This window comes from Variovorax sp. RA8 (assembly GCF_901827175.1).
In the GTDB taxonomy this organism is placed as follows: domain Bacteria; phylum Pseudomonadota; class Gammaproteobacteria; order Burkholderiales; family Burkholderiaceae_C; genus Variovorax.
Genome location: NZ_LR594662.1, coordinates 4,155,118 through 4,174,464 on the forward strand (window position 1 = coordinate 4,155,118; position 19,347 = coordinate 4,174,464).

Here is a 19,347-nt window from a genome sequence, read left to right on the forward strand (position 1 = left end):
GGCGTCTTCAGACCGACCACTTCTCGATCAGCTTCTCCGCACCGAGCGAGTCGTAGCCCTCGAAGGGCTGGTGGATCCAGGGATTGGTCGGCAAGTACTCGACCGAGTAATCGGGCGTGAAGGTCGACAGCGCCTTGGTCCAGATGACGGCGCTGCGCAGCTCGCTGATCGGCGCGTAGTTGCTCTTGAGCATCTCCACCACCGCATGCAGCGTGTGGCCGGAGTCGGCCAGGTCGTCCACCAGCAGCACGCGGCCGGCGATTTCGCCCTTGGGGGTGGTGATGTAGCGCGCGATGTCCAGGTGGCCCTGGACCGTCCCGGCATCCGCCCGGTAGGAGCTGGTCGACATGATGGCCAGCGGCTTGTCGAAGATGCGCGACAGCACGTCGCCCGGCCGCATGCCGCCGCGCGCCAGGCACAGGATGGTGTCGAACTGCCAGCCCGACTGGTGCACCTTGATCGCGAGCTTCTCGATCAGGTTGTGGTACTCGTCGTAGCTCACGTAAAGGTGTTTGCCGTCTTCAGTCAGCATGGGAAGCCATCTCCTCGGGGTGGGTCGTTCGTTCAATCTGCCAGGTAGGGGTGCCGCATCATGATCGTGTGATCGCGGTCCGGGCTGGTCGACACCATGTGGATCGGCACGCCGGTGACCTGCTCGATGCGCTGCAGATAGAGCCGCGCGTTGATCGGCAGCTTGTCGTATTGGGTGACGCCTACGGTGCTCTCGCTCCAGCCCTCGAGCTTCTCGTAGACCGGGGTGCAGCGCTCGATCTCGTCGGCGCCCAGCGGCAGGATGTCGGTGTACTCGCCGTCCAGCTCGTAACCGGTGCACAGCTGCAGCTCCTTCAGGCCGTCCAGCACGTCCAGCTTGGTGATGCACAGGCCGGAGAGCCCGTTGACCTGCGCCGAGCGCTTGAGGAGCGCGGCGTCGAACCAGCCGCAGCGGCGGCTGCGGCCGGTGGTCACGCCCTTCTCGGCACCGACCGTGCTCAGGTGCCAGCCGACGGTGCCGGGCTTGTCCCATTCGAGCTCGGTCGGGAAGGGCCCGCCGCCGACACGCGTGCAGTAGGCCTTGGTGATGCCAAGGATGTAGTGCAGCAGGCCCGGACCGACACCCGCGCCGGCCGCGGCGTTGCCGGCCACGCAGTTGCTGGAGGTCACGTAGGGGTAGGTGCCGTGGTCCACGTCCAGCAGCGTTCCCTGCGCGCCCTCGAACAGCAGGTTGGCGCCCGCGCGATGAGCGTCGTTGAGCTCGCGCGAGACGTCGGCCATCATGGGCTTGAGCAGTTCCGCGTGGCGCATCGCCTCGTCGTAGACGGCATCGAACTCGATCGCCGACGCACCGAGCACCTGGGTGAGCACGTGGTTGTGCAGCTCGAGCAGCACGCGCAGCTTGGCGGCGAAGCGCTCCGGGTGCTTCAGGTCCTGCACACGCAGGGCACGGCGCGCGATCTTGTCCTCATAGGCCGGGCCGATGCCGCGGCCGGTGGTACCGATCTTCTCGACGCCGCCCTTCTCGCGGTAGGCTTCGCGCGCGATGTCCAGCGCGGCATGGACAGGCAGGATCAGCGGGCAGGCCTCGCTGATGCGCAGGCGCGAGCGCACCTCGACACCGGCCTTCTCCAACCCTTCGATCTCCTCGAAGAGCTTGGCCGCCGACAGCACCACGCCGTTGCCGATGTAGCACTTGACCCCGGGCCGCATGATGCCGCTGGGGATCAGGTGCAGCGCGGTCTTCACGCCGTTGATGACCAGCGTGTGGCCCGCGTTGTGACCGCCCTGGAAGCGCACGACCCCCTGTGCGCTCTCGGTCAGCCAGTCGACCAGTTTGCCCTTGCCCTCGTCGCCCCATTGGGTGCCGACGACGACCACGTTTCGCCCGGTGGTAACGCTCATGATGCTTCGCTTTTCAGATTCAGATGGCTTGGACTTTCCACTGCTCGCCCTGGACGATCAGCTCGCGGTCGCAGTGGAATTCGTCGATCTCGCTCTCGTGCCCCGGCAGGACGCAGACCACGGTCTCGCCCTGGCTGCGCAGCGCGGCGATGGTCTCGCCGAGTCCCGGGGCGTCGCTCCAGGGCGCGCGGATCGCGGCCCGCAGGGGCCGCACGGGCAGCACGCCCACGAGCTCGCGCACGTCGAGGCTGAAGCCGACGGCCGGGCGATTGCGGCCGAACACCGCGCCCACCTCGTCGTAGCGGCCGCCGCGTACCAGCGCGTCGCTGGCGCCCTCGGTGTAGATGCCGAAGCGCATGCCGCTGTAATAGGCATAGCCGCGCAGGTCGGCCAGGTCGAAGCTCACGCGCGCGCCGTCGAGCCGCTGCGCCAGTTGCTTCAGGTCGGCGAGCGCCTGGCGCATGCCGGCCGTGTCGGGCAAGACCCTGGCCGCTTCGTCGAGCACCGCGGCGTCGCCATAGAGATGCACCAGCGCGAGCAGGCCCTCGCGCGAGGCTGCGGGAAAGCCCACGGTGCACTCGCGCAGGCCGCTGGCGTCCTTCGCGGCCAGGGCGGTATGGACGCGCGCAATGACCTCCGCGTCGACCGGCACGCCGGCGAGCAGGGTACGCACGATGCGCGCGTCGGCCAAGTCGACGATGACGGGATTCCTAACGCCGGCCGCCCGCAGGCAGTCGAGCGCAAGACGCAGCACCTCGGTGTCGGCCTCGAGCCCGCCATGGCCGTAGATCTCGGCGCCGAACTGGAGCGGCTCGCGGGTCGCGTGCGGGCGGTCGGGCCGGGTGTGCACCACCGGGCCGCAATAGCAGAGGCGGGCCACGCCGCGACGGTTGAGCAGGTGGGCATCGATGCGCGCGACCTGGGGCGTGGTGTCGGCGCGCAGCCCCATGCTGCGCCCGGACAGCTGGTCGACCAGCTTGAAGGTCTGCAGGCCCAGCGCCTCTCCGGTGCCGGACAGAAGGGACTCCAGATGCTCGATGAGCGGCGGCATCACCAGCTCGTAGCCGTAGCCACGTGCAGTGTCGAGCAGTTGGCGTCGAAGTTCTTCGATGTGACGCGCCTCGGAGGGCAGCACATCGGCAATGTGATCCGGGAGGACCCAGGCGGACATGGGGAGCGGGGGCGTGGTTAAAACCGGATTCTACCGGGCCACCGGGGCCCATTCGCCGCGGGAAACCGGGCCACGCCTTCTTCAGGCCAGGACCCAGAGCAGGAAGAGCCCCAGCAGGATGCTGCACAGGCCGAAGAAGCGCAGCTGCCCATCCCGCAGCTGCATGAGCTGGCCGAAGCCGCGCCGCCAGCCGCCGGGCGACACGAAGGGCAGGAGGCCCTCGATCACCAGCACGAGTGCCAGCGCGCTCCAGAAGGTCTCTGCGCTCACGCCCGAACGCTACGGCTGGCGCCGCCCCGCCGCCGCCGCCGCGCCACCCGAGCTCTGCATCGCACGGAAGAAGTCCGACGAGGGGTCCAGGACCATGACATCGCTCTTCTTGTTGAAGCTCTGCTTGTAGGCATCGAGGCTGCGGTAGAACTGCGCAAACTGCGGATCGCGGCCGAAGGCCTCGGCATAGGCCGACGCGGCGCGGGCGTCGCCCTCGCCCTTGATCTTCTGGGCGTCGCGGTAGGCATTGGCGACGATGACCTCGCGCTGCCGGTCGGCATCGGCGCGGATCTTCTCGCCTTCGGCGAAGCCGGTGGAGCGCAGCTCGTTGGCCACGCGCTTGCGCTCGGCCTCCATGCGGCGGTAGACCGATTCGGTGATCGCCTCCACATAGTCGACGCGCGTGACGCGCACATCGATGATGTCAATGCCCCAGGGCTTGGCGCCCTTCACGACCGCCAGCATCTCCCGCTGCACGTCGTTCATGAGGGCCTCTCGGCGCGTCGAGATCAGCTCGCGCACGGTGCGCTTGTTGACGTTCTCCTGGAAGGCGTTGCGCACCACGCGGTTGAGCTGCACCGCGCCCGCGTTCTCGTCGAGGCCGACGTTGCGGATGTATTCCGAAGGGTTGGTGATGCGCCAGCGCACGTACCAGTCGACCACCACGCGTTGCTTCTCGGCCGTGAGCATGGGCTCGGGATCGAGGCTGGGCAGCGTCAGCAGGCGCTTGTCGATGTACGACACGTTCTGGAAAGGCGGCGGCAGCTTGAAGTTCAAGCCCGGCTCGGTAATCACCTCCTTGATCTGGCCCAGGGCATAGACCACGCCGAACTGGCGCTGGTCGACCACGAAGAGCGTGGAGCTCAGGAGCGCCAGCGCCACGAGGACCGACGATACGATGAAGCCTAGTCTGTTCATGCTGTGTTGCTCCTCAGCGCACGTCGCGGTCGCGCGAGCGGCCGTCGCGTGCACGCGCGTCGTTGGGCGGGACGACGGGGATCACCGACGACTGGGGCGGCGCGGTGCCGGCCACGTTCGGGTTGGCGCCATCGGCGGGCGCGCCGGCCCCGGTCTGGCCGGACATCTGCATCAGCTTGTCGATCGGCAGGTACAGCAGGTTCGAGCCCTGCTTGGAATCGACCAGCACCTTGGTGGTGTTGGTGTAGATCTGCTGCATGGCATCGGTGTACATGCGGTCGCGCGTGACCTGCGGCGCCCGCTGGTACTCGGCCAGCACCGAGCTGAAGCGCTGCGCGTCGCCCTGAGCCTGTGCGACGATCCGCGCCTTGTAGGCCTCCGACTCCTCTTTCAGGCGCGAGGCGGTACCGGTGGCGCGCGGCACCACGTCGTTGGCATAGGCCTGGGCCTCGTTCTTGGCCCGCTCGCGCTCCTGGCCGGCCTTGAGCACGTCGTCGAAGGCCGCCTGCACCTGCTCCGGCGGACGAAGCCCGCCCTGCTGCAGGTTGATGCCGACCACCTCGATGCCGACCTTGTAGCGGTCCAGGATGTTCTGCATCAGCGTGCGAACGCGCGGGGCGATCTGGTCCCGTTCCTCGGCCAGTGCCGCGTCCATCTTCATCTTGCCGACCACCTCGCGCACCGCGGTCTCGGCAACCTGCACCACGGTATCGGTCGGCGCCTTGCTCTCGTAGAGGTAGGCCCGGGCGTCGCTCAGGCGGTACTGCACGGCGAACTTGATCTCGACGATGTTCTCGTCTTCGGTCAGCATGGCCGACTCGCGCAAGCCGGTCGAGCGCACGATCGAGTCGCGGCCGACGTCGATCGAGCGGATCTGCGTCACGACCACGATCTCGTGGCGCTGGATCGGGTATGGCAGGCGCCAGTTGAAGCCCGCGCCCACGGTCGTCTTGTAGCGGCCGAACTGCGTGATCACGGCCTGCTGGCCTTCGTTGACAATGAAGAAGCCGGTGCCCAGCCAGATCAGCACGGCCACTGCCGCCACCAGGCCCAGGCCGACGCCTGCATTCTTCATGTCGGGCTTGAGGCCGTTGCCGCCATTGCCCCCGTTCGGGCGGCCGCCGTTGCCGCGCCCGCCGCCGAACAGGCCACCGAGCTTGCGGTTGAAGTCGCGCCAGAGCTCGTCGAGGTCAGGCGGGCCCTGGTTCGGCCCCTGGCCGCGCGGACGGTTGTTGTTGCCGGAAGATCCGGAGTCGTCATCGGGACGGTTGGCATTGGGACGATCCCCGTTCGAGGACGGCTCGTCGCCGCGGCCCCAACGCCCGTCATTCAGGTTGAACATGCCCTGAAATCGTCTCCACACTGGCTTTGCATTCATTCGATCTCTTCTCTGGTCAGTGAGGGGATTGTGCCAATCCGCCGGCGGCACCGTGCAATTCGGTGTCCGGCTCTGGGGTCATGGCATCGCTCACCGAAGGCAAACGCCGCCCGAGCTCGGCCCGCAGCGCTGCCACGCCCTCGCCGGTATGGGCGCTCAGGAAGATGCGCGGCACCTGCACGCCGTCGACTTCGATCTCGTCGGCGAGCGACAGCGGGCGCTGTGTATCGTCGAGCGCATCGAGCTTGTTGAAGACCAGGAGCTGCGGCACGGTGTCGGCGCCGATTTCCCTCAGCACCGACTGCACCTCGGCCATCTGCTCCGGATGGTGCGGATTGGAGGCATCCACCACGTGCAGCAGCAGGTCGGCGTCGACCGCCTCCTGCAGGGTGGCCTTGAAGGCGTCGATCAGCCCGTGCGGCAGCTCGCGGATGAAGCCCACGGTGTCGGAAATCGACACCTTGCGGCGTGCATCGCCAAGGTACAGATGCCGCGTGGTGGTGTCGAGCGTGGCGAACAGCTGGTCGGCCGCATAGGCGCGCGCCTTCACCAGCGCATTGAACAGCGAGGACTTGCCGGCGTTGGTGTAGCCGACCAGCGAGATGTTGAAAGTGTCGCGCCGCTCGCGCTGGCGCCGCTGGGTGCCGCGCTGGCGCTGCACCTTGGCGAGCCGTTCGCGGGTGCGCCGGATGGCGTCGCCGATCATGCGGCGGTCGAGCTCGATCTGGGTCTCGCCCGGACCGCCGCGCGCGCCGATGCCGCCGCGCTGGCGCTCCAGGTGAGACCAGCGCCGCACCAGGTGCGTGCTGAGGTATTGCAGCCGCGCCAGCTCGACCTGCAGCTTGCCTTCATGGGAGCGCGCGCGCTGAGCGAAGATCTCGAGGATCAGGAAGGTGCGGTCGTACACGGCGACGCCGAGCTGACGCTCGAGGTTGCGTTGCTGCGCCGGGCTCAGTGCCTGATCGAAGATCACCTCGCTGGCGCCGTGCAGCTCGGCCAGTTCGCGGATCTGCTCGGCCTTGCCGCTGCCGACGAACAGGGCTGCATCGGGCGCGCGGCGCTTGGCGACCAGGCGCGCCACCGGCGTAAGGCCCGCGGTCTGCGCGAGCAGTCCGAGTTCCTCGAGTTCGCCGTCGAAATGGGGCAGCCCGAAATCGACGCCGACGAGGACGACGGCACCGTCTTTCCGGGAATTCAGTTCAGACAAGCGGAATCAATTGGAAAAAGCGCGGCGGGCGAGCCGCCGCGCTCCGTGCACTCAGGCAGCAGCGTCGTCGTTCTCGGGTGCCGAGAAGTTGACCGCCCGACCCGGCACGATGGTAGAGATGGCATGCTTGTAGACCATCTGGGTCACCGTATTGCGAAGCAACACGACGTACTGATCGAAAGACTCGATCTGCCCTTGCAGCTTGATGCCGTTGACCAAATAGATCGAAACCGGCACGTGCTCTCGACGCAAGGTATTCAGAAAGGGGTCTTGTAGGAGTTGCCCTTTATTGCTCACGATATTCTCCGTGTTCAAGAGTAGTTGTTGGAACGGTCACCTTAACACAGCACTTCCGCACTGCAGCACGAAACCCGAATGGCCCCCAAAAAATAACGGCACTGAAAAGCCGGAACTTCGCGCCCCCGCGCTGCTCGCGCGCCCCAGGCTCGCCCCGAACTGCGGCACGTGCTGCGCCAACCGCTGGCACTCAGCCTTCCTTGTCGGCATAGGGATTGTGCGAAGTCTTGAACTCGATGCGCAGCGGCGTGCCTACCAGGTCGAACTCCTTGCGGAAGCGTCCCTCCAGGAAGCGCCGGTAGGCCTCGGTGACGTGCTCCAGCGAATTGCCATGGATGACGATCACCGGCGGGTTCATGCCCCCCTGGTGGGCATAGCGCATCTTGGGGCGGAACATGCCGGACTTCTTGGGCGTCTGGAACTGCACGGCCTCGAGCAGCAGGCGCGTGAGCACCGGTGTCGACATCTTGCGGGTCGCGGACTTATGCGCCTGGGCGATGGCTTGCCACAGCGGGCCCAGTCCCTGGCGCCGGGTGGCCGAGATGAAGTGCAGGGAGGCGAACTTCAGGAAGGCCAGCCGGGTCTCGATCTGGCGCTGGATCTGCTCGCGCTGGTAGCTGTCGACCGCGTCCCACTTGTTGATCGCGATCACCACCGCGCGGCCGCTCTCCAGGATGTAGCCGGCGATGTGCGCGTCCTGGTCGGTGACGCCCTGGGTGGCGTCGATCAGGAGCAGCACCACGTTGGCAGACTCGATGGCCTGCAGGGTCTTGACCACCGAGAACTTCTCGATGGCCTCGAAGACCTTGCCCTTGCGCCTGAGGCCTGCAGTATCGATGAGTTCGAAGCGTTGTCCGTTGCGCTCGAAGGGCACGGAGATCGCGTCGCGCGTGGTGCCGGGCAGGTCGAAGGCGACCAGCCGCTCCTCGCCGAGCCAGGTGTTGATGAGGGTGGACTTGCCGGCGTTGGGCCGGCCAGCGACGGCCAGCTTGATCGGCTTGTTGACGTCTTCTTCCTCGCCCTCGTCGTCCGGCTCGGGCAGCGCCAGCGGGTCGAGCGCGAGCTCGACCAGGCCGCGGATGCCCTGCCCGTGCGCGGCCGAGACGCCGTGCACCTCGCCGAAGCCCAGCTCGTAGAACTCGGCGAGCCGCGCGTTGTCCTTCATGCCTTCGGCCTTGTTGGCCGCCAGCACGCAGGGCTTGCCGAGGCGGCGCAGCTCGTTGGCGATGTCGTGGTCCTGCGCCGAGACCCCCTCGCGCGCATCGACCACGAAGATCACCACGTCGGCCTCGGCCACCGCCTGCCGCGTCTGCTTGGCCATCTCCTTGAAGATGCCGCTGCCTGCGTCGGGCTCGAAGCCGCCGGTGTCGATGACGATGAACTCGTACCGGCCCTGGCGGCCGTTGCCGTAGTGGCGATCGCGCGTGAGGCCGGCGAAGTCGGCGACGATGGCGTCGCGCGTCTGGGTCAGGCGGTTGAACAGCGTCGATTTGCCGACGTTGGGGCGCCCGACCAATGCAATGACGGGTTTCATGGTCGAGCGCTCGCCGTTCTACGCTCTACTCAGGCCGATAGCCGAAGATGCCGCCGTTGCGGGTCACGACCACGACCGTGTTGCCCGAGAGCACGGGCGCTGCGGCGATGGGCGAGCCGTCGGGCGTGAGGCGGTTGAGCAGCGCGCCGTCCTCGCGCGAGATCACATGCACGAAGCCCGCGCCGTCGCCGATGATCAGCGAGCGCCCGACCGCAAGCGGCGCGGTCAGCGTGCGGTACTTGAAGCGCTCGACCTGCCAGGCGCGCTCGCCGTCGTCGCGGCGCCAGGCCACCACATTGCCGTTGTCCTCGGTGCCGTAGACGAAGCGGTCGTCGCCGGAAACGCCATCGGCCCCGCTGGCCGTCTTGCTCCAGAGCAAGGTGCCACGCAGGGTGTCGACGCAGCCGACGCTGGCGTAGTAGGCCCGCGCGCAGACGGAGTCGCCGACGCGGCTCACGCTGCCGGTCAGGTCGACCAGGCGCTCGACGTCGTTGGTGCCGCGCGGTGCGGCGATGGGCGCTTCCCAGCGCGACGTGCCGTTGGCCGGGTTGATGCCGACCAGCCGCCCGCCGACGCCGGCCACCAGCGTGTCGTTGACGGCGATCAGCACACCCGAGCGCTTCAGCACCAGGTTCTCGGCAGTGCGCTGCTGTGACCACAGCCGGCGACCGCTCTGTCCGTCCCAGGCGCTGGTGGTGCGATCCGCGGTCTGCACGAAGACGCGGCGTCCGGCCACCAGCGGCGCGGTGTACGACTGGGCCGAAAGCTGCTGCCGCCACAGCACCTTTCCGCCTTGCAGGGCGACCAGTTCGTTGCCGGTGGTGATGACCGCCACGAGCGAACCATCGCTTCCCACGCCGGCAGCCAGCGGAGTGCCCACGTTGGCGCGCCAGGATTCCTGGCCCGAGCGGGCGTCGATCATGACCACGGTGCCGTCGCTGGAAGCGACCGCCACCATGTCGCCGCTCACGTCGGTGGTGAGCGGGAACTCGACCTTCGGAATGCGGATGCTCCAGGCCTGTCGCACGCCGAGCAGCGCCGGGTTGGGCGGCAGCTCGGCCGGCTTGGGCTTGGGTGTGCCCGAGCAGGCGGCGAGCGCGACGACGACGAGCGCGGCGGCCCCGGCGCGCAGGAGGGAGGCGGGAAGCATCGAACGCTGGCTGAAATTCATGGTGTGTTCTTGGCGGGAGATGCGGTGCCGGCCGGAGCCAAGCTCTTGGGGTCGACACCGACCGCGTTGAGCTTGATCTCGACAAGTCGGCGGTACTCGTTGCCCGGGTCGAAGGCGGCCCAGGCCTTGCGGTATTCCGCCTTGGCCTCCTCGCGCTTGCCCTGGGTCATGTAGATGTCGCCCCTGCGGTCGGCCGCGAGGGCCTCGAATTCCTTGGGCATGCCGGCCGAGAGCTGCTTGAGCGCCTCGTCGTAGGACTTGGCCTCGAGCAGCTCGCCGGCCAGGCGCAGCCGGGCCACCGCCTGATAGCCGGCGTCGGTGCCGTGCTCCGCCACCCAGGCCAGCGCCGTGCGCGAGGCCTCCGCATTGCCCTTCTCGTACAGCACGCGGGCTGCCAGCAGGCCGCCCTGCTGGGCATAGGCCGTACCGGCGAACTTGCTCTTCATGTCGGCGAGAGCGCGCTCGACGCGGGCCGTGTCGCCAGCCTGCGCGCCACGCTCGAGCTCGTCGTAGAGCGCCGAGGCGCGTGCCGCCTGCTCGCGCTGCCAGTACTGCCAGCCCGTCCAGGCCAGGAAGGCGCCGGCCGCCAGCACCACGACCCAGGTGATCAGCGTGCCGTAGGTGTTCCAGAAATGCTTGAGCTGATCGAGCTGTTCCTGTTCTTCGAGATCGAGATGGGTGGCCATGTGCGGTCAGTTCTTGGGAGCCGGGGATTGTAGGGTGGCGGCCCAGGCAGCCGGATCGGACAGCGGGCGTGCGGTCTGGGCGCCGGTGCCGTCGCGCAGCGCCTTCACCGTGAGCTCGCCGCGCGCCAGTTCGTCGGCGCCGAAGATCAGTGCGTAGGCCGCACCGCTGCTGTCGGCCTTCTTGAACTGGGACTTGAAGCTGCCCAGGCCATCGGCGGTCGCGGCGTGCATCTGAACCCGCACGCCGGCCTCGCGCAGCTGCTGCAGCGTGCGCAGCGCGACCGGCATTGCAGTCGCATCCGGCACCACTGCATAGGCATCCGGCGCGGGCGCGGGGATCGCGGCGCCCTGCTCCTTCAGCAGCTCGAGCACGCGCTCCACGCCGATCGCCCAGCCCACCGCGGGCGCAGGCTTGCCGCCGAGCTGCTCGAACAGGCCGTCGTAGCGCCCGCCGGCGCACACCGTGCCCTGCGAGCCGAGCCGGTCGGTCACGAACTCGAAGACGCTCAGGTTGTAGTAGTCGAGGCCGCGCACCAGACGCGGGTTGACGGTGTAGGCGATTCCGTTGGCGTCGAGGATGGCCTTCAGGCCGTCGAAGTGCGCCAGCGACTCTGCGCCCAGGAAGTCGATCAGCTTGGGCGCCGCCTCCACCAGTGCCTTCATCGCCGGATTCTTGGTGTCGAGGATGCGCAGCGGATTGCTGTGCAGGCGGCGCCGGGCGTCCTCGTCGAGCTGGTCGGCATGCGCCTCGAAGTGCGCGATCAGTTGAGCGCGGTGCTGCGCGCGCTCGGCCGGCTGGCCGAGGCTGTTGATCTCCAGCCGCACGTCGTCCAGGCCGATGGCCTTCCACAACGCGTTGGCCAGCAGGACCAGCTCGGCATCGACGTCCGGCCCGGCGAAGCCCAGCGCCTCGACATCGATCTGGTGGAACTGGCGGAAGCGCCCGCGCTGCGGCTTCTCGCGCCGGAACATCGGGCCGATGGCCCACAGGCGCTTGCCGCCGTCGTAGAGCATGTTGTGCTCGATGGCGGCGCGCACGATGCCGGCGGTGTTCTCCGGGCGCAGCGTCAGGTGGTCGTTGTCGCCGTACTTGTCCGAACGGTCGTGGAAGGAATACATCTCCTTCTCGACGATGTCCGTCACCTCGCCGATCCCGCGCACGAACAGCGCCGTGTGCTCCAGGATCGGGGTGCGGATGTTGCGGTAGGCGAAGCGCGACATCAGCTCGCGCACGACGCCCTCGAGCCATTCCCAGCGCGCCGATTCCGGCGGCAAGGTGTCGTTCATGCCTTTGACGGCATTCAATTTGTCAGCCATGGATGTGGGCGCTCAGGCGGGTTGCGCGGTCGCGCCGCCAAAGCGTTTCTCGACGTAGTTTTCGACCAGTTGATGGAACTCGGCGGCGATGTTCTCGCCGCGCAGCGTGAGCGCCTTCTCGCCATCGATGAAGACCGGCGCGGCCGGCGCCTCGCCGGTGCCGGGCAGGCTGATGCCGATATCGGCATGCTTGCTCTCGCCGGGGCCGTTGACGATGCAGCCCATCACGGCCACCTTCATCGTCTCGACCCCCGGATATTTGGTACGCCAGAGCGGCATCTGCATGCGCAGGTAGTCGTCGATCTCCTTGGCCAGCACCTGGAAGGTGGTGCTGGTGGTGCGCCCGCAGCCGGGGCAGGCGGTGACGCTGGGCACGAACACGCGAAGGCCCAGGGCCTGCAGGATTTCGTTGGCGATCACCACCTCCTGCGTGCGCGATTCGCCCGGCTGGGGCGTCAGCGAAACGCGGATGGTGTCGCCGATGCCTTCCTGCAGCAGGATCGACAAGGCGGTCGCCGAGGCCACCGTGCCCTTGGTGCCCATGCCAGCCTCGGTCAGGCCCAGGTGCAGCGCGTATTCGCAGCGCCTGGCCAGCTCCCGATAGACCGAGATCAGGTCCTGCACGCCGCTCACCTTGCAGCTGAGGATGATCTGGCGGCCGTCCATGCCCATCGATTCGGCGAGCTGCGCCGAACCGATGGCCGAGCTGACCAGCGCCTCGTACATCACCTGCCTGGCATCCCAAGGCTCGGCGCGGCGGCTGTTGACGTCCATCAGTTCGGCCAGGAGCTCCTGGTCGAGGCTGCCCCAATTGACGCCGATGCGCACTGGCTTGTTCCAGCGCATGGCGGCATCGATCATCTGGCCGAACTGGCGGTCGCGCTTGTCGCCCTTGCCGACGTTGCCGGGGTTGATGCGGTATTTGCTGAGTGCCTCCGCACAGGCCGGGAAGTCGGTCAGCAAGCGGTGGCCGTTGTAGTGGAAGTCGCCGATCAGCGGCACGTCGACGCCCATGCGGTCGAGCTGCTCGCGAATGTAGGGCACCTGCGCCGCGGCCTCGGGCGTGTTGACGGTGATGCGCACCATCTCCGAGCCGGCCTGCGCCAGTTCCTTGACCTGGATCGCGGTGCCGATTGCGTCCACGGTATCGGTGTTGGTCATCGACTGCACCCGCACCGGCGCGTCGCCGCCCACGGTGACGGTGCGCGGGCCCCACACCACGCTGGCCTGGCGCGAACGGCGCGGGCGCGGCGCGGCCGACTCGATGGGCAGGCAGGTTTGCGCAGTTACATCGTTCATGGCTTCACCTCGAAACGAGCCACCCCGCCGCCGCGCGTCACCGGCTTCAGGTCGAAAGCCTTGCCGCGCACCTGCACGTCCACGGCCGAGGCGCGGCCTACGACCACCGACAGGGGCAAGGTGCCGTTGAGCCCGACAGTTTCACCCGCCTGCACCGTGCGCCGCAGCAGGGACTTGCCGCCGCCGTCGTTCACCGTAACCCAGGAGTCCTCTCGCGCGACGAAGACGATCAGCTCTGTCGCACTGGCCGCCGATGCCGCCGGGGCCTGGACCGCCGGGGCTGCCGCGCTGGCCGGCACCCCGGCGGGGGCCGTGGCAGCGGCCAGCGGCGCGGGCTGAACCGACTCGACAACGGTGCCGCCAGCCTGCGGCCCTGCAGGCGCTTGGGCCGCGGGCGCGGACGGCTCGTTGCTGTCGGCCCGGCCACTGATCTGCGAGATCGCCTCGCCGACGCGGTCGAAAATCGATTGCGGCAGCCAGAACAGCACTGCCGCGCCGACCAGCAGCAGCCCGACGACCGTCAGCAGCGGGCGCGACGGCAGGCCGCTCGAGCTGCTGCCGGCGCGCACCTGTGACGGCAGGGCCTTGCTCATGGTGCGATCGGCTTCTGCCAGGCCCGCTGGCTGCGCGCCGGGCAGTTTGGCCAGCACTGGCGCGGGGTCGATGCGCAGGGCGCGGCAGACGCTGGCAGCGAGCGCACGCGCGAACACCGGATCGGGCAAGGCCTCGATGTCGTCGGACTCCAGCGCGGCCAGCTTCTGCGGCGTTACCTTTAGCGCGGCGGCCACCATGTCGAGGTGCAGGCCATGCGCCTCGCGCGCCTGGCGCAGCATGTCGCCGGCCGACATGTGCGTGTTGTCGCCTGTCATCAGGGGTACCGCAGCCGAGGCCCCGAATTCGCTCGCCTTCTCAATCATTGAAGTTTCCGCGCTCATAGGCCACGGCCTCGCGCGATTGGGGGAAGCGCCGCTGCAGCTGTCCGGCAAGCTGAGTGACTGCGTCGCGATTGTTGAGTCGGCGCTCGATCTTGATGCCCAGCCACAGCGTCTCGGCGCTGGCCGCGGGACCGTTGTTGATGCGGCGGATGTAGAACTGCGCGCGTGACCAGTCCTCGCGCTGCGCCAGCAGCGAAGCCAGGTTGTAGCCGATCACCGGGTTGCCGGCATCGAGCTCGTAGGCCTGCGTCAGGCTGCGTTCGGCCTCGGGGCGCTGGCCGGCGCGCAGCTGGCACACGCCCTGCGTCATCAGCGTCTTGGCGCGATCGCCGTAGTTGGAGATGGCCAGGGCCGCCGCGAACTGCTGCTGTGCGTCGGCGAAGCGGTTCTGCTGGCACAGCAGCCAGCCATAGTTGTGCAGCGTGTTGGGATCCCGCGGGTTCAGCGCGATCGCGCGCCTAAAGCTGTCCTCGGCCAGGCCGGCGTCGTCCAGGCGCATATAGACCAGGCCCCGCAGGTTGTAGGCGTCGGCAAAGTTGGGATCGGCGGCCAGCGCCTGCTTGATCTCGTCCAGAGCCACCGTGGGCTGCCCGTGCTCGAAGTAGCCGATGGCCAGTTCGAGGCGCAGGCGGGCGCGCTTGCGGGCGTTGCCCTCGTCCGAGTCGGTGACGATGCCGCCCGCATTGCCCGCCGTGCTGGGCACGCCGGCGTCCTTGGTGGCGCACCCGGCGAGCAGGAACGCCGCCGCAAGGCCGATGAGCACTTGCATCATCCGCTGCCGCGCGGTCGAAGGGGCCTTGATCATTGCTTCATTGCTCCTGGGCGGTGGAAGGGGCGGGCTTCTTGCGCGCCGGGTGCAGCACCACGGTGCGCCGCTGCGCCATGCGCTCGGCGGCGTTGGTGCGGTCCTTCACGTCGCCGGCCAGCTGGCCGCAGGCCGCGTCGATGTCGTCGCCGCGGGTCTTGCGCACCGTGGTCACGATGCCGGCTTCGCTCAAAAGCCTGGCGAAGGCGAGCACGCGCGGCTGCGGCGAGCGCAGCAGGCCGGAGGCTGGGAAGGGGTTGAAAGGGATCAGGTTGAACTTGCAGGAGATGCCCTGCGAACGCACCAGTTCGACCAGTTGGCGCGCATGCTCGGGCTGGTCGTTAACGCCGTCGAGCATGCAGTACTCGAAGGTGATGAAGTCGCGCGGCGCATGCGCGAGGTAGCGCTGGCACGCCTCCAGCAGCTCGACCAGCGGGTATTTGCGGTTGAGCGGCACCAGGTCGTCGCGCAGCGCATCATTGGGCGCGTGCAGCGACACCGCCAGCGCCACCGGGCAATCGGCGCCGAGCCGGTCGATCATGGGCACCACGCCGGAGGTCGACACCGTCACCCGACGGCGCGAAAGGCCGTAGGCGTTGTCGTCGAGCATGGTGCGCAAGGCCGGCACCAGGGCCGCGTAGTTCTGCAGCGGCTCGCCCATACCCATCATCACGACGTTGGAGATGACGCGCTCGTCCTTGTCGCGGCCGCGTTTCAGGTGCTTGCGCAGGAAGTGCTCGGCAAACCACAGCTGGGCCACGATCTCGCCGGTGCTCAGGTTGCGGCTGAAGCCCTGGTGGCCAGTGGAGCAGAAGCGGCAGCCCACCGCGCAGCCGGCCTGGGACGAAACGCATAGCGTGCCGCGATCGTCCTCGGGGATGAAGACGGCCTCGACGGCGTTGCCGTCTCCGACATCGAACAGCCACTTGATGGTGCCGTCGGCCGATTCCTGCTGTGTGATGACCGGCAGGGCCTCCACGTGCGCGCTGCCCGCGAGCTTCTCGCGCAGCGACTTGGCGAGGTCGGTCATCTGCGCGAAGTCGCTCGCGCCGCGCTGGTGGATCCAGCGGAACAGCTGGGTGGCGCGGAAGCGCTTCTCGCCGAGCCTTTCGCAGAACGCGGCCAGCCCCTCGAGATCGAAGTCGAGCAGGTTGGCCGTGGTCATTGCGCGGGGGACGGCTCCGCCTCAGCGGGCCTTGAGCTCGGGGAAGAAGAAGGCGATCTCGACCTTCGCGGTTTCGGCGGCGTCCGAGCCGTGGACGGCGTTGGCATCGATGCTGTCCGCAAAGTCGGCGCGGATGGTGCCGGGCGCAGCCTTCTTCGGATCGGTGGCGCCCATCAGGTCGCGGTTCTTGGAGATGGCGTCCTCGCCCTCGAGTGCCTGGACGAACACGGGACCGGAGATCATGAAGCTGACCAGATCCTTGAAGAAGGGGCGCTCCTTGTGCACGGCGTAGAACTGCTCGGCGTCGGCCTGCGACAGTTGCACCAGCTTGGCGGCCACGATCTTGAGGCCGGCGGCCTCGAAGCGGGAGACGATCTTGCCGATGACGTTCTTCGCCACGGCGTCGGGCTTGATGATGGAGAGGGTGCGTTCGATGGCCATTGAAGTGCTTTCCTGAGTGCTTGGATTTCGATGAGTTCCGTCAAGCCGCAGCGACAGGCTGCGCTCCCTTGACAAAGCCTCTGATTTTAACCGGCACGGCAATCACCGCCCGTGACGGGCGGATGAATGAACTCCGGCCGAACGCGCGATTCAGCGGCCGCGGCGCCGTCCGCCGCCCTGGCCGCCCGGCCCGCCGAAATTGCCGCCCGAGGGTCCTCCACCGCCGCCGCGGCGCGGACCGGCGCGCTGCTCCTTGCGCTGGCGCGAGAAGCTGTCGGCACCGATGTAGCCCAGCGAGGTCTTCATCGGATCGGGCTGGCTGCTGCCGCCACCGCCGCCCGGTGCCCGGTCGTCACGCTTGCCGCCCTGGCGGTTGCGGCGCGCCTGTCCTCCTTGCCCTTGCGGCGGGCCCCCGTTGCCGCCACGGCCGCGGGCGTTGGGGCCGCTGGTCAGCGGATTCGGGATCGGCGGCTCGCGGCCCTCGGCCTGCGCACCGCCACCACCGCCGTTCCGGTTGCCGCGACGCTTGCGATTGCGATTGTTGCGTCCACTGCCTTCCTGGCCGCCGCCTTTCGAGCCGGCGGGGCCCCGGGCGGGCCGCTCTGCCCCCGCGGCCTGGAACAGCGCGCGGATGTCGCGCTCGTCCAGTTCCATCCAGGCGCCGCGCTTCAGCCCGCGCGGCAACACCATGGCGCCGTAGCGGATGCGGATCAGGCGGCTGACTGCGTGCCCCACCGATTCGAAGAGGCGGCGCACCTCGCGGTTGCGGCCCTCGGAGATGGTGACGCGGTACCAGCAGTTCGAGCCTTCGCCACCGCCGTCCTCGATGGTGCCGAAATGCGCCATGCCGTCGTCGAGGCGCACGCCTTCGAGCAGGCGCTGCTTCTCGTCGTTGCTCAGCGCGCCCAGCACCCGGACCGCGTACTCGCGCTCCAGGCCGAAGCGCGGATGCATCAGTTGGTTGGCCAGCTCGCCGGAGCTGGTGAAGAGCAGCAAGCCCTCGGTGTTGAGATCGAGGCGCCCGACCGACTGCCACTTGCCTTGCGGCAGGCGCGGCAGCTTGCGAAACACGGTGGGGCGGTTCTGCGGATCGTCGTGCGTGACGACCTCGCCGACGGGCTTGTGATAGGCGATCACGCGCGCCGGAGGCGGCGCGATACGGTAGCGGATCGGTTTGCCGTTGAGCTTGACCTGGTCGCCGAACTGGATGCGCTGGCCAATGTGGGCCGGCTCGTTGTTGACCGAGATGCGCCCCTGGAGGATGAGCTGTTCCATCTCGAGCCGCGAGCCCAGGCCAGCCTGCGCCAGCACCTTGTGCAGCTTCGGCGAGTCGGCCTCGGGCAGCAGCACACGCTTGAGCGGAGGCACCTCGGGGCTGTCCTCGTCGGCGTCGAACTGCCCCGAGACTACGTCGACGAAGCGGATCGGCTCGGGCGGCGGCGCGTTGCGCTGCTCGCGCTCCGCGGCGCGGCGGGCGCGATCCAGGTCGTCTTCCTCCTCGTCCGGCTCCTCGTCCTCTTCTTCCTCTTCATTGTCCTCATCCCGGGGCGGGTCCGCCATCGGCGCCTGGGGTTCGGCCGCGGGAGATTCCTCGACCGGTGTGTCCTGCGTGTCCTGCGTGTCCTGCCTGGCCTGCGCGTCCAGCGCGACCGGCACGCCCGGCGTCTCCGCAGCCTCGGTCTCCGCGTCCGGGGCCTGCTCAGCCGGCTTGCGGCGGCGCGGCCGGCGCTTGCGCGGCGCCTCTGCGGCCGCTTCGCCCGCCGGTTCGGTGCTGTTTTCGGCCGGCTGCGCGGGAGACGCCGCCAGTTGTTCCTCGGACATGGGTCCGGGCGGCAGCATCGCTGCGTCTTCAGGATCAGATGGGCTCATGGTCGGGTTCCGGAACGAACGGCGGGGGTGTCTTCCTCATCGGCATCGGCATCGGCATCGGCATCGGCATCGGCGTCGGCATCGGCGTCCGCGTCGGAGCCGGGGTCGGAAGAGGACTGGAGCTGGGGCTCGAGCTCGGGACCAGCGGGGGTGGCCTGCAGGGCATCGTCCGGCGCGGGTTGGGGAGCTGCTCCGGACTCGGACGCCGGCTGCATCTCGGCCTCTGCCGCTGGCGCCGTCTCGGGCAACAAGGCCTGCTCGACAGCACCTTCGACATGCGCCGCGACCTCGGTCTGCGCCTCGCCTTGAATCTGCTCGGCACCGGCCCCGCTCTCCGTGCCGGCGGCGACCTCGGCCGCGGGCTCGTCGATCGGCAGGCCGGGTTGCCGATCGGCGGCCTGGGCCAGGGCCTCGGCCAGCCCGGCCTGCTGGGCCGGCGTCTCGATCACCGGGAGTTGGTCGAGCGATTCCAGGCCGAGGTCGTCGAGGAACTGGCGCGTGGTCGCGTAGAGCGCCGGACGGCCCACGGTTTCGCGGTGGCCGATGACCTCGACCCAGTTGCGGTCTTCGAGCTGCTTCAGGATCAGCGAGTTGATGGTGACGCCGCGGATGTCTTCCATGTCGCCGCGCGTGACCGGCTGGCGGTAGGCGATGATGGCCAGGGTCTCGAGCGCGGCGCGCGTGTAGCGCGGCGGTTTCTCCGGGTGCAGGCGATCGAGGTGGTCGCGCAGCTCGGGACGGCTCTGGAAGCGCCAGCCGTTGGCCACGCTCACGAGCTCCAGGCCGCGCTGCGACCAGTCTTCCTGCAGTTCGTGCAACAGCGACTTGATCGTGTCGGCGCCCAGTTCGTCATCGAACAGCACGCGCAGTTCGCGCACCGGCAAGGGCTGGGTCGAACAGATCAAGGCGGTTTCGAGAATGCGCTTGGCATCCGCCGTATTCATGGTTCGCGGTATCCGGGAAAAGGCGCCTTGCAGACGCTTGTTTT

The 19,347-nt window shown here is 68.5% G+C and carries 19 protein-coding genes; all 19 read right to left on the minus strand.

Annotated features, from left to right (window positions below; all coding sequences use genetic code 11):
* Positions 1-7: 7 nt before the first annotated feature.
* Positions 8-532 (minus strand): phosphoribosyltransferase, encoded by a 525-nt coding sequence (locus E5P3_RS19495; protein ID WP_068685942.1) that lies wholly within the window; start codon positions 530-532, stop codon positions 8-10.
* Positions 533-564: 32 nt separating this feature from the next.
* A complete protein-coding gene (locus E5P3_RS19500) occupies positions 565-1,896 on the minus strand; it encodes an adenylosuccinate synthase (RefSeq protein WP_162587473.1) in 1,332 nt (443 codons plus the stop codon).
* 19 nt (positions 1,897-1,915) lie between these two features.
* On the minus strand, positions 1,916-3,067 hold the full coding sequence (locus E5P3_RS19505; RefSeq protein WP_162587474.1) for an ATP phosphoribosyltransferase regulatory subunit: 1,152 nt from the start codon (positions 3,065-3,067) through the stop codon (positions 1,916-1,918).
* An 81-nt stretch (positions 3,068-3,148) separates the two neighbouring features.
* Positions 3,149-3,337, minus strand: coding sequence for a DUF2065 domain-containing protein (locus tag E5P3_RS19510; protein ID WP_068685938.1), 189 nt, complete (start codon positions 3,335-3,337; stop codon positions 3,149-3,151).
* A 9-nt stretch (positions 3,338-3,346) separates the two neighbouring features.
* Positions 3,347-4,255 (minus strand): protease modulator HflC, encoded by a 909-nt coding sequence (hflC, locus tag E5P3_RS19515; RefSeq protein ID WP_162587475.1) that lies wholly within the window; start codon positions 4,253-4,255, stop codon positions 3,347-3,349.
* 13 nt (positions 4,256-4,268) lie between these two features.
* Positions 4,269-5,597 carry an FtsH protease activity modulator HflK gene (hflK, locus tag E5P3_RS19520; RefSeq protein ID WP_162587476.1) on the minus strand — a complete coding sequence of 443 codons (1,329 nt, stop codon included), beginning with the start codon at positions 5,595-5,597 and terminating at the stop codon, positions 4,269-4,271.
* A 52-nt stretch (positions 5,598-5,649) separates the two neighbouring features.
* A complete protein-coding gene (gene hflX, locus E5P3_RS19525) occupies positions 5,650-6,840 on the minus strand; it encodes a GTPase HflX (RefSeq protein WP_162587477.1) in 1,191 nt (396 codons plus the stop codon).
* Positions 6,841-6,891: 51 nt separating this feature from the next.
* Entirely contained in the window at positions 6,892-7,137 is a 246-nt protein-coding gene (gene hfq / locus E5P3_RS19530) for an RNA chaperone Hfq (protein WP_162587478.1), read from the minus strand.
* Between the two features lie 190 nt (positions 7,138-7,327).
* Positions 7,328-8,671, minus strand: coding sequence for a ribosome biogenesis GTPase Der (gene der, locus E5P3_RS19535; protein ID WP_162587479.1), 1,344 nt, complete (start codon positions 8,669-8,671; stop codon positions 7,328-7,330).
* Between the two features lie 25 nt (positions 8,672-8,696).
* Complete coding sequence (gene bamB, locus E5P3_RS19540) at positions 8,697-9,842, minus strand: outer membrane protein assembly factor BamB (protein WP_162587480.1); 1,146 nt, start codon at positions 9,840-9,842, stop codon at positions 8,697-8,699.
* A complete protein-coding gene (locus E5P3_RS19545; protein ID WP_162587481.1) occupies positions 9,839-10,528 on the minus strand; it encodes a YfgM family protein in 690 nt (229 codons plus the stop codon). The genes bamB and E5P3_RS19545 overlap by 4 nt, the downstream gene beginning before the upstream one ends.
* Positions 10,529-10,534: 6 nt before the next feature.
* A complete protein-coding gene (gene hisS / locus E5P3_RS19550; protein WP_162587482.1) occupies positions 10,535-11,845 on the minus strand; it encodes a histidine--tRNA ligase in 1,311 nt (436 codons plus the stop codon).
* A gap of 12 nt (positions 11,846-11,857) precedes the next feature.
* Complete coding sequence (ispG, locus tag E5P3_RS19555) at positions 11,858-13,144, minus strand: flavodoxin-dependent (E)-4-hydroxy-3-methylbut-2-enyl-diphosphate synthase (protein ID WP_162587483.1); 1,287 nt, start codon at positions 13,142-13,144, stop codon at positions 11,858-11,860.
* On the minus strand, positions 13,141-14,061 hold the full coding sequence (locus E5P3_RS19560) for a helix-turn-helix domain-containing protein (RefSeq protein WP_162587484.1): 921 nt from the start codon (positions 14,059-14,061) through the stop codon (positions 13,141-13,143). Before E5P3_RS19560 ends, ispG begins: the two co-directional genes overlap by 4 nt.
* The gene (gene pilW / locus E5P3_RS19565; RefSeq protein ID WP_162587485.1) at positions 14,054-14,884 is read right to left on the minus strand and encodes a type IV pilus biogenesis/stability protein PilW; all 831 of its coding nucleotides are present in this window, start codon (positions 14,882-14,884) and stop codon (positions 14,054-14,056) included. Before pilW ends, E5P3_RS19560 begins: the two co-directional genes overlap by 8 nt.
* Positions 14,885-14,888: 4 nt before the next feature.
* A complete protein-coding gene (gene rlmN / locus E5P3_RS19570) occupies positions 14,889-16,049 on the minus strand; it encodes a 23S rRNA (adenine(2503)-C(2))-methyltransferase RlmN (protein ID WP_162587486.1) in 1,161 nt (386 codons plus the stop codon).
* Positions 16,050-16,070: 21 nt separating this feature from the next.
* Positions 16,071-16,490: a nucleoside-diphosphate kinase gene (gene ndk / locus E5P3_RS19575; RefSeq protein WP_162587487.1), complete on the minus strand. Its 420-nt coding sequence runs from the start codon at positions 16,488-16,490 to the stop codon at positions 16,071-16,073.
* Positions 16,491-16,640: 150 nt separating this feature from the next.
* The gene (locus E5P3_RS19580) at positions 16,641-18,359 is read right to left on the minus strand and encodes a pseudouridine synthase (RefSeq protein ID WP_162587488.1); all 1,719 of its coding nucleotides are present in this window, start codon (positions 18,357-18,359) and stop codon (positions 16,641-16,643) included.
* Positions 18,356-19,303 carry an SMC-Scp complex subunit ScpB gene (scpB, locus tag E5P3_RS19585; protein ID WP_162587489.1) on the minus strand — a complete coding sequence of 316 codons (948 nt, stop codon included), beginning with the start codon at positions 19,301-19,303 and terminating at the stop codon, positions 18,356-18,358. The genes E5P3_RS19580 and scpB overlap by 4 nt, the downstream gene beginning before the upstream one ends.
* Between the last annotated feature and the right edge of the window lie 44 nt (positions 19,304-19,347).

What these genes read in the sequence shown, in the direction of transcription:
- E5P3_RS19545 (WP_162587481.1), bottom strand. Translation starts at nt 10,528, where the DNA reads ATGGCCACCCATCTCGATCTCGAAGAACAGGAACAGCTCGATCAGCTC.
- E5P3_RS19495 (WP_068685942.1), bottom strand. Translation starts at nt 532, where the DNA reads ATGCTGACTGAAGACGGCAAACACCTTTACGTGAGCTACGACGAGTAC.
- E5P3_RS19580 (WP_162587488.1), bottom strand. Translation starts at nt 18,359, where the DNA reads ATGAGCCCATCTGATCCTGAAGACGCAGCGATGCTGCCGCCCGGACCC.
- der (WP_162587479.1), bottom strand. Translation starts at nt 8,671, where the DNA reads ATGAAACCCGTCATTGCATTGGTCGGGCGCCCCAACGTCGGCAAATCG.
- hisS (WP_162587482.1), bottom strand. Translation starts at nt 11,845, where the DNA reads ATGGCTGACAAATTGAATGCCGTCAAAGGCATGAACGACACCTTGCCG.
- E5P3_RS19500 (WP_162587473.1), bottom strand. Translation starts at nt 1,896, where the DNA reads ATGAGCGTTACCACCGGGCGAAACGTGGTCGTCGTCGGCACCCAATGG.
- hflK (WP_162587476.1), bottom strand. Translation starts at nt 5,597, where the DNA reads ATGTTCAACCTGAATGACGGGCGTTGGGGCCGCGGCGACGAGCCGTCC.
- pilW (WP_162587485.1), bottom strand. Translation starts at nt 14,884, where the DNA reads ATGATCAAGGCCCCTTCGACCGCGCGGCAGCGGATGATGCAAGTGCTC.
- ispG (WP_162587483.1), bottom strand. Translation starts at nt 13,144, where the DNA reads ATGAACGATGTAACTGCGCAAACCTGCCTGCCCATCGAGTCGGCCGCG.
- bamB (WP_162587480.1), bottom strand. Translation starts at nt 9,842, where the DNA reads ATGAATTTCAGCCAGCGTTCGATGCTTCCCGCCTCCCTCCTGCGCGCC.
- rlmN (WP_162587486.1), bottom strand. Translation starts at nt 16,049, where the DNA reads ATGACCACGGCCAACCTGCTCGACTTCGATCTCGAGGGGCTGGCCGCG.
- E5P3_RS19560 (WP_162587484.1), bottom strand. Translation starts at nt 14,061, where the DNA reads ATGATTGAGAAGGCGAGCGAATTCGGGGCCTCGGCTGCGGTACCCCTG.
- E5P3_RS19505 (WP_162587474.1), bottom strand. Translation starts at nt 3,067, where the DNA reads ATGTCCGCCTGGGTCCTCCCGGATCACATTGCCGATGTGCTGCCCTCC.
- hflC (WP_162587475.1), bottom strand. Translation starts at nt 4,255, where the DNA reads ATGAACAGACTAGGCTTCATCGTATCGTCGGTCCTCGTGGCGCTGGCG.
- ndk (WP_162587487.1), bottom strand. Translation starts at nt 16,490, where the DNA reads ATGGCCATCGAACGCACCCTCTCCATCATCAAGCCCGACGCCGTGGCG.
- scpB (WP_162587489.1), bottom strand. Translation starts at nt 19,303, where the DNA reads ATGAATACGGCGGATGCCAAGCGCATTCTCGAAACCGCCTTGATCTGT.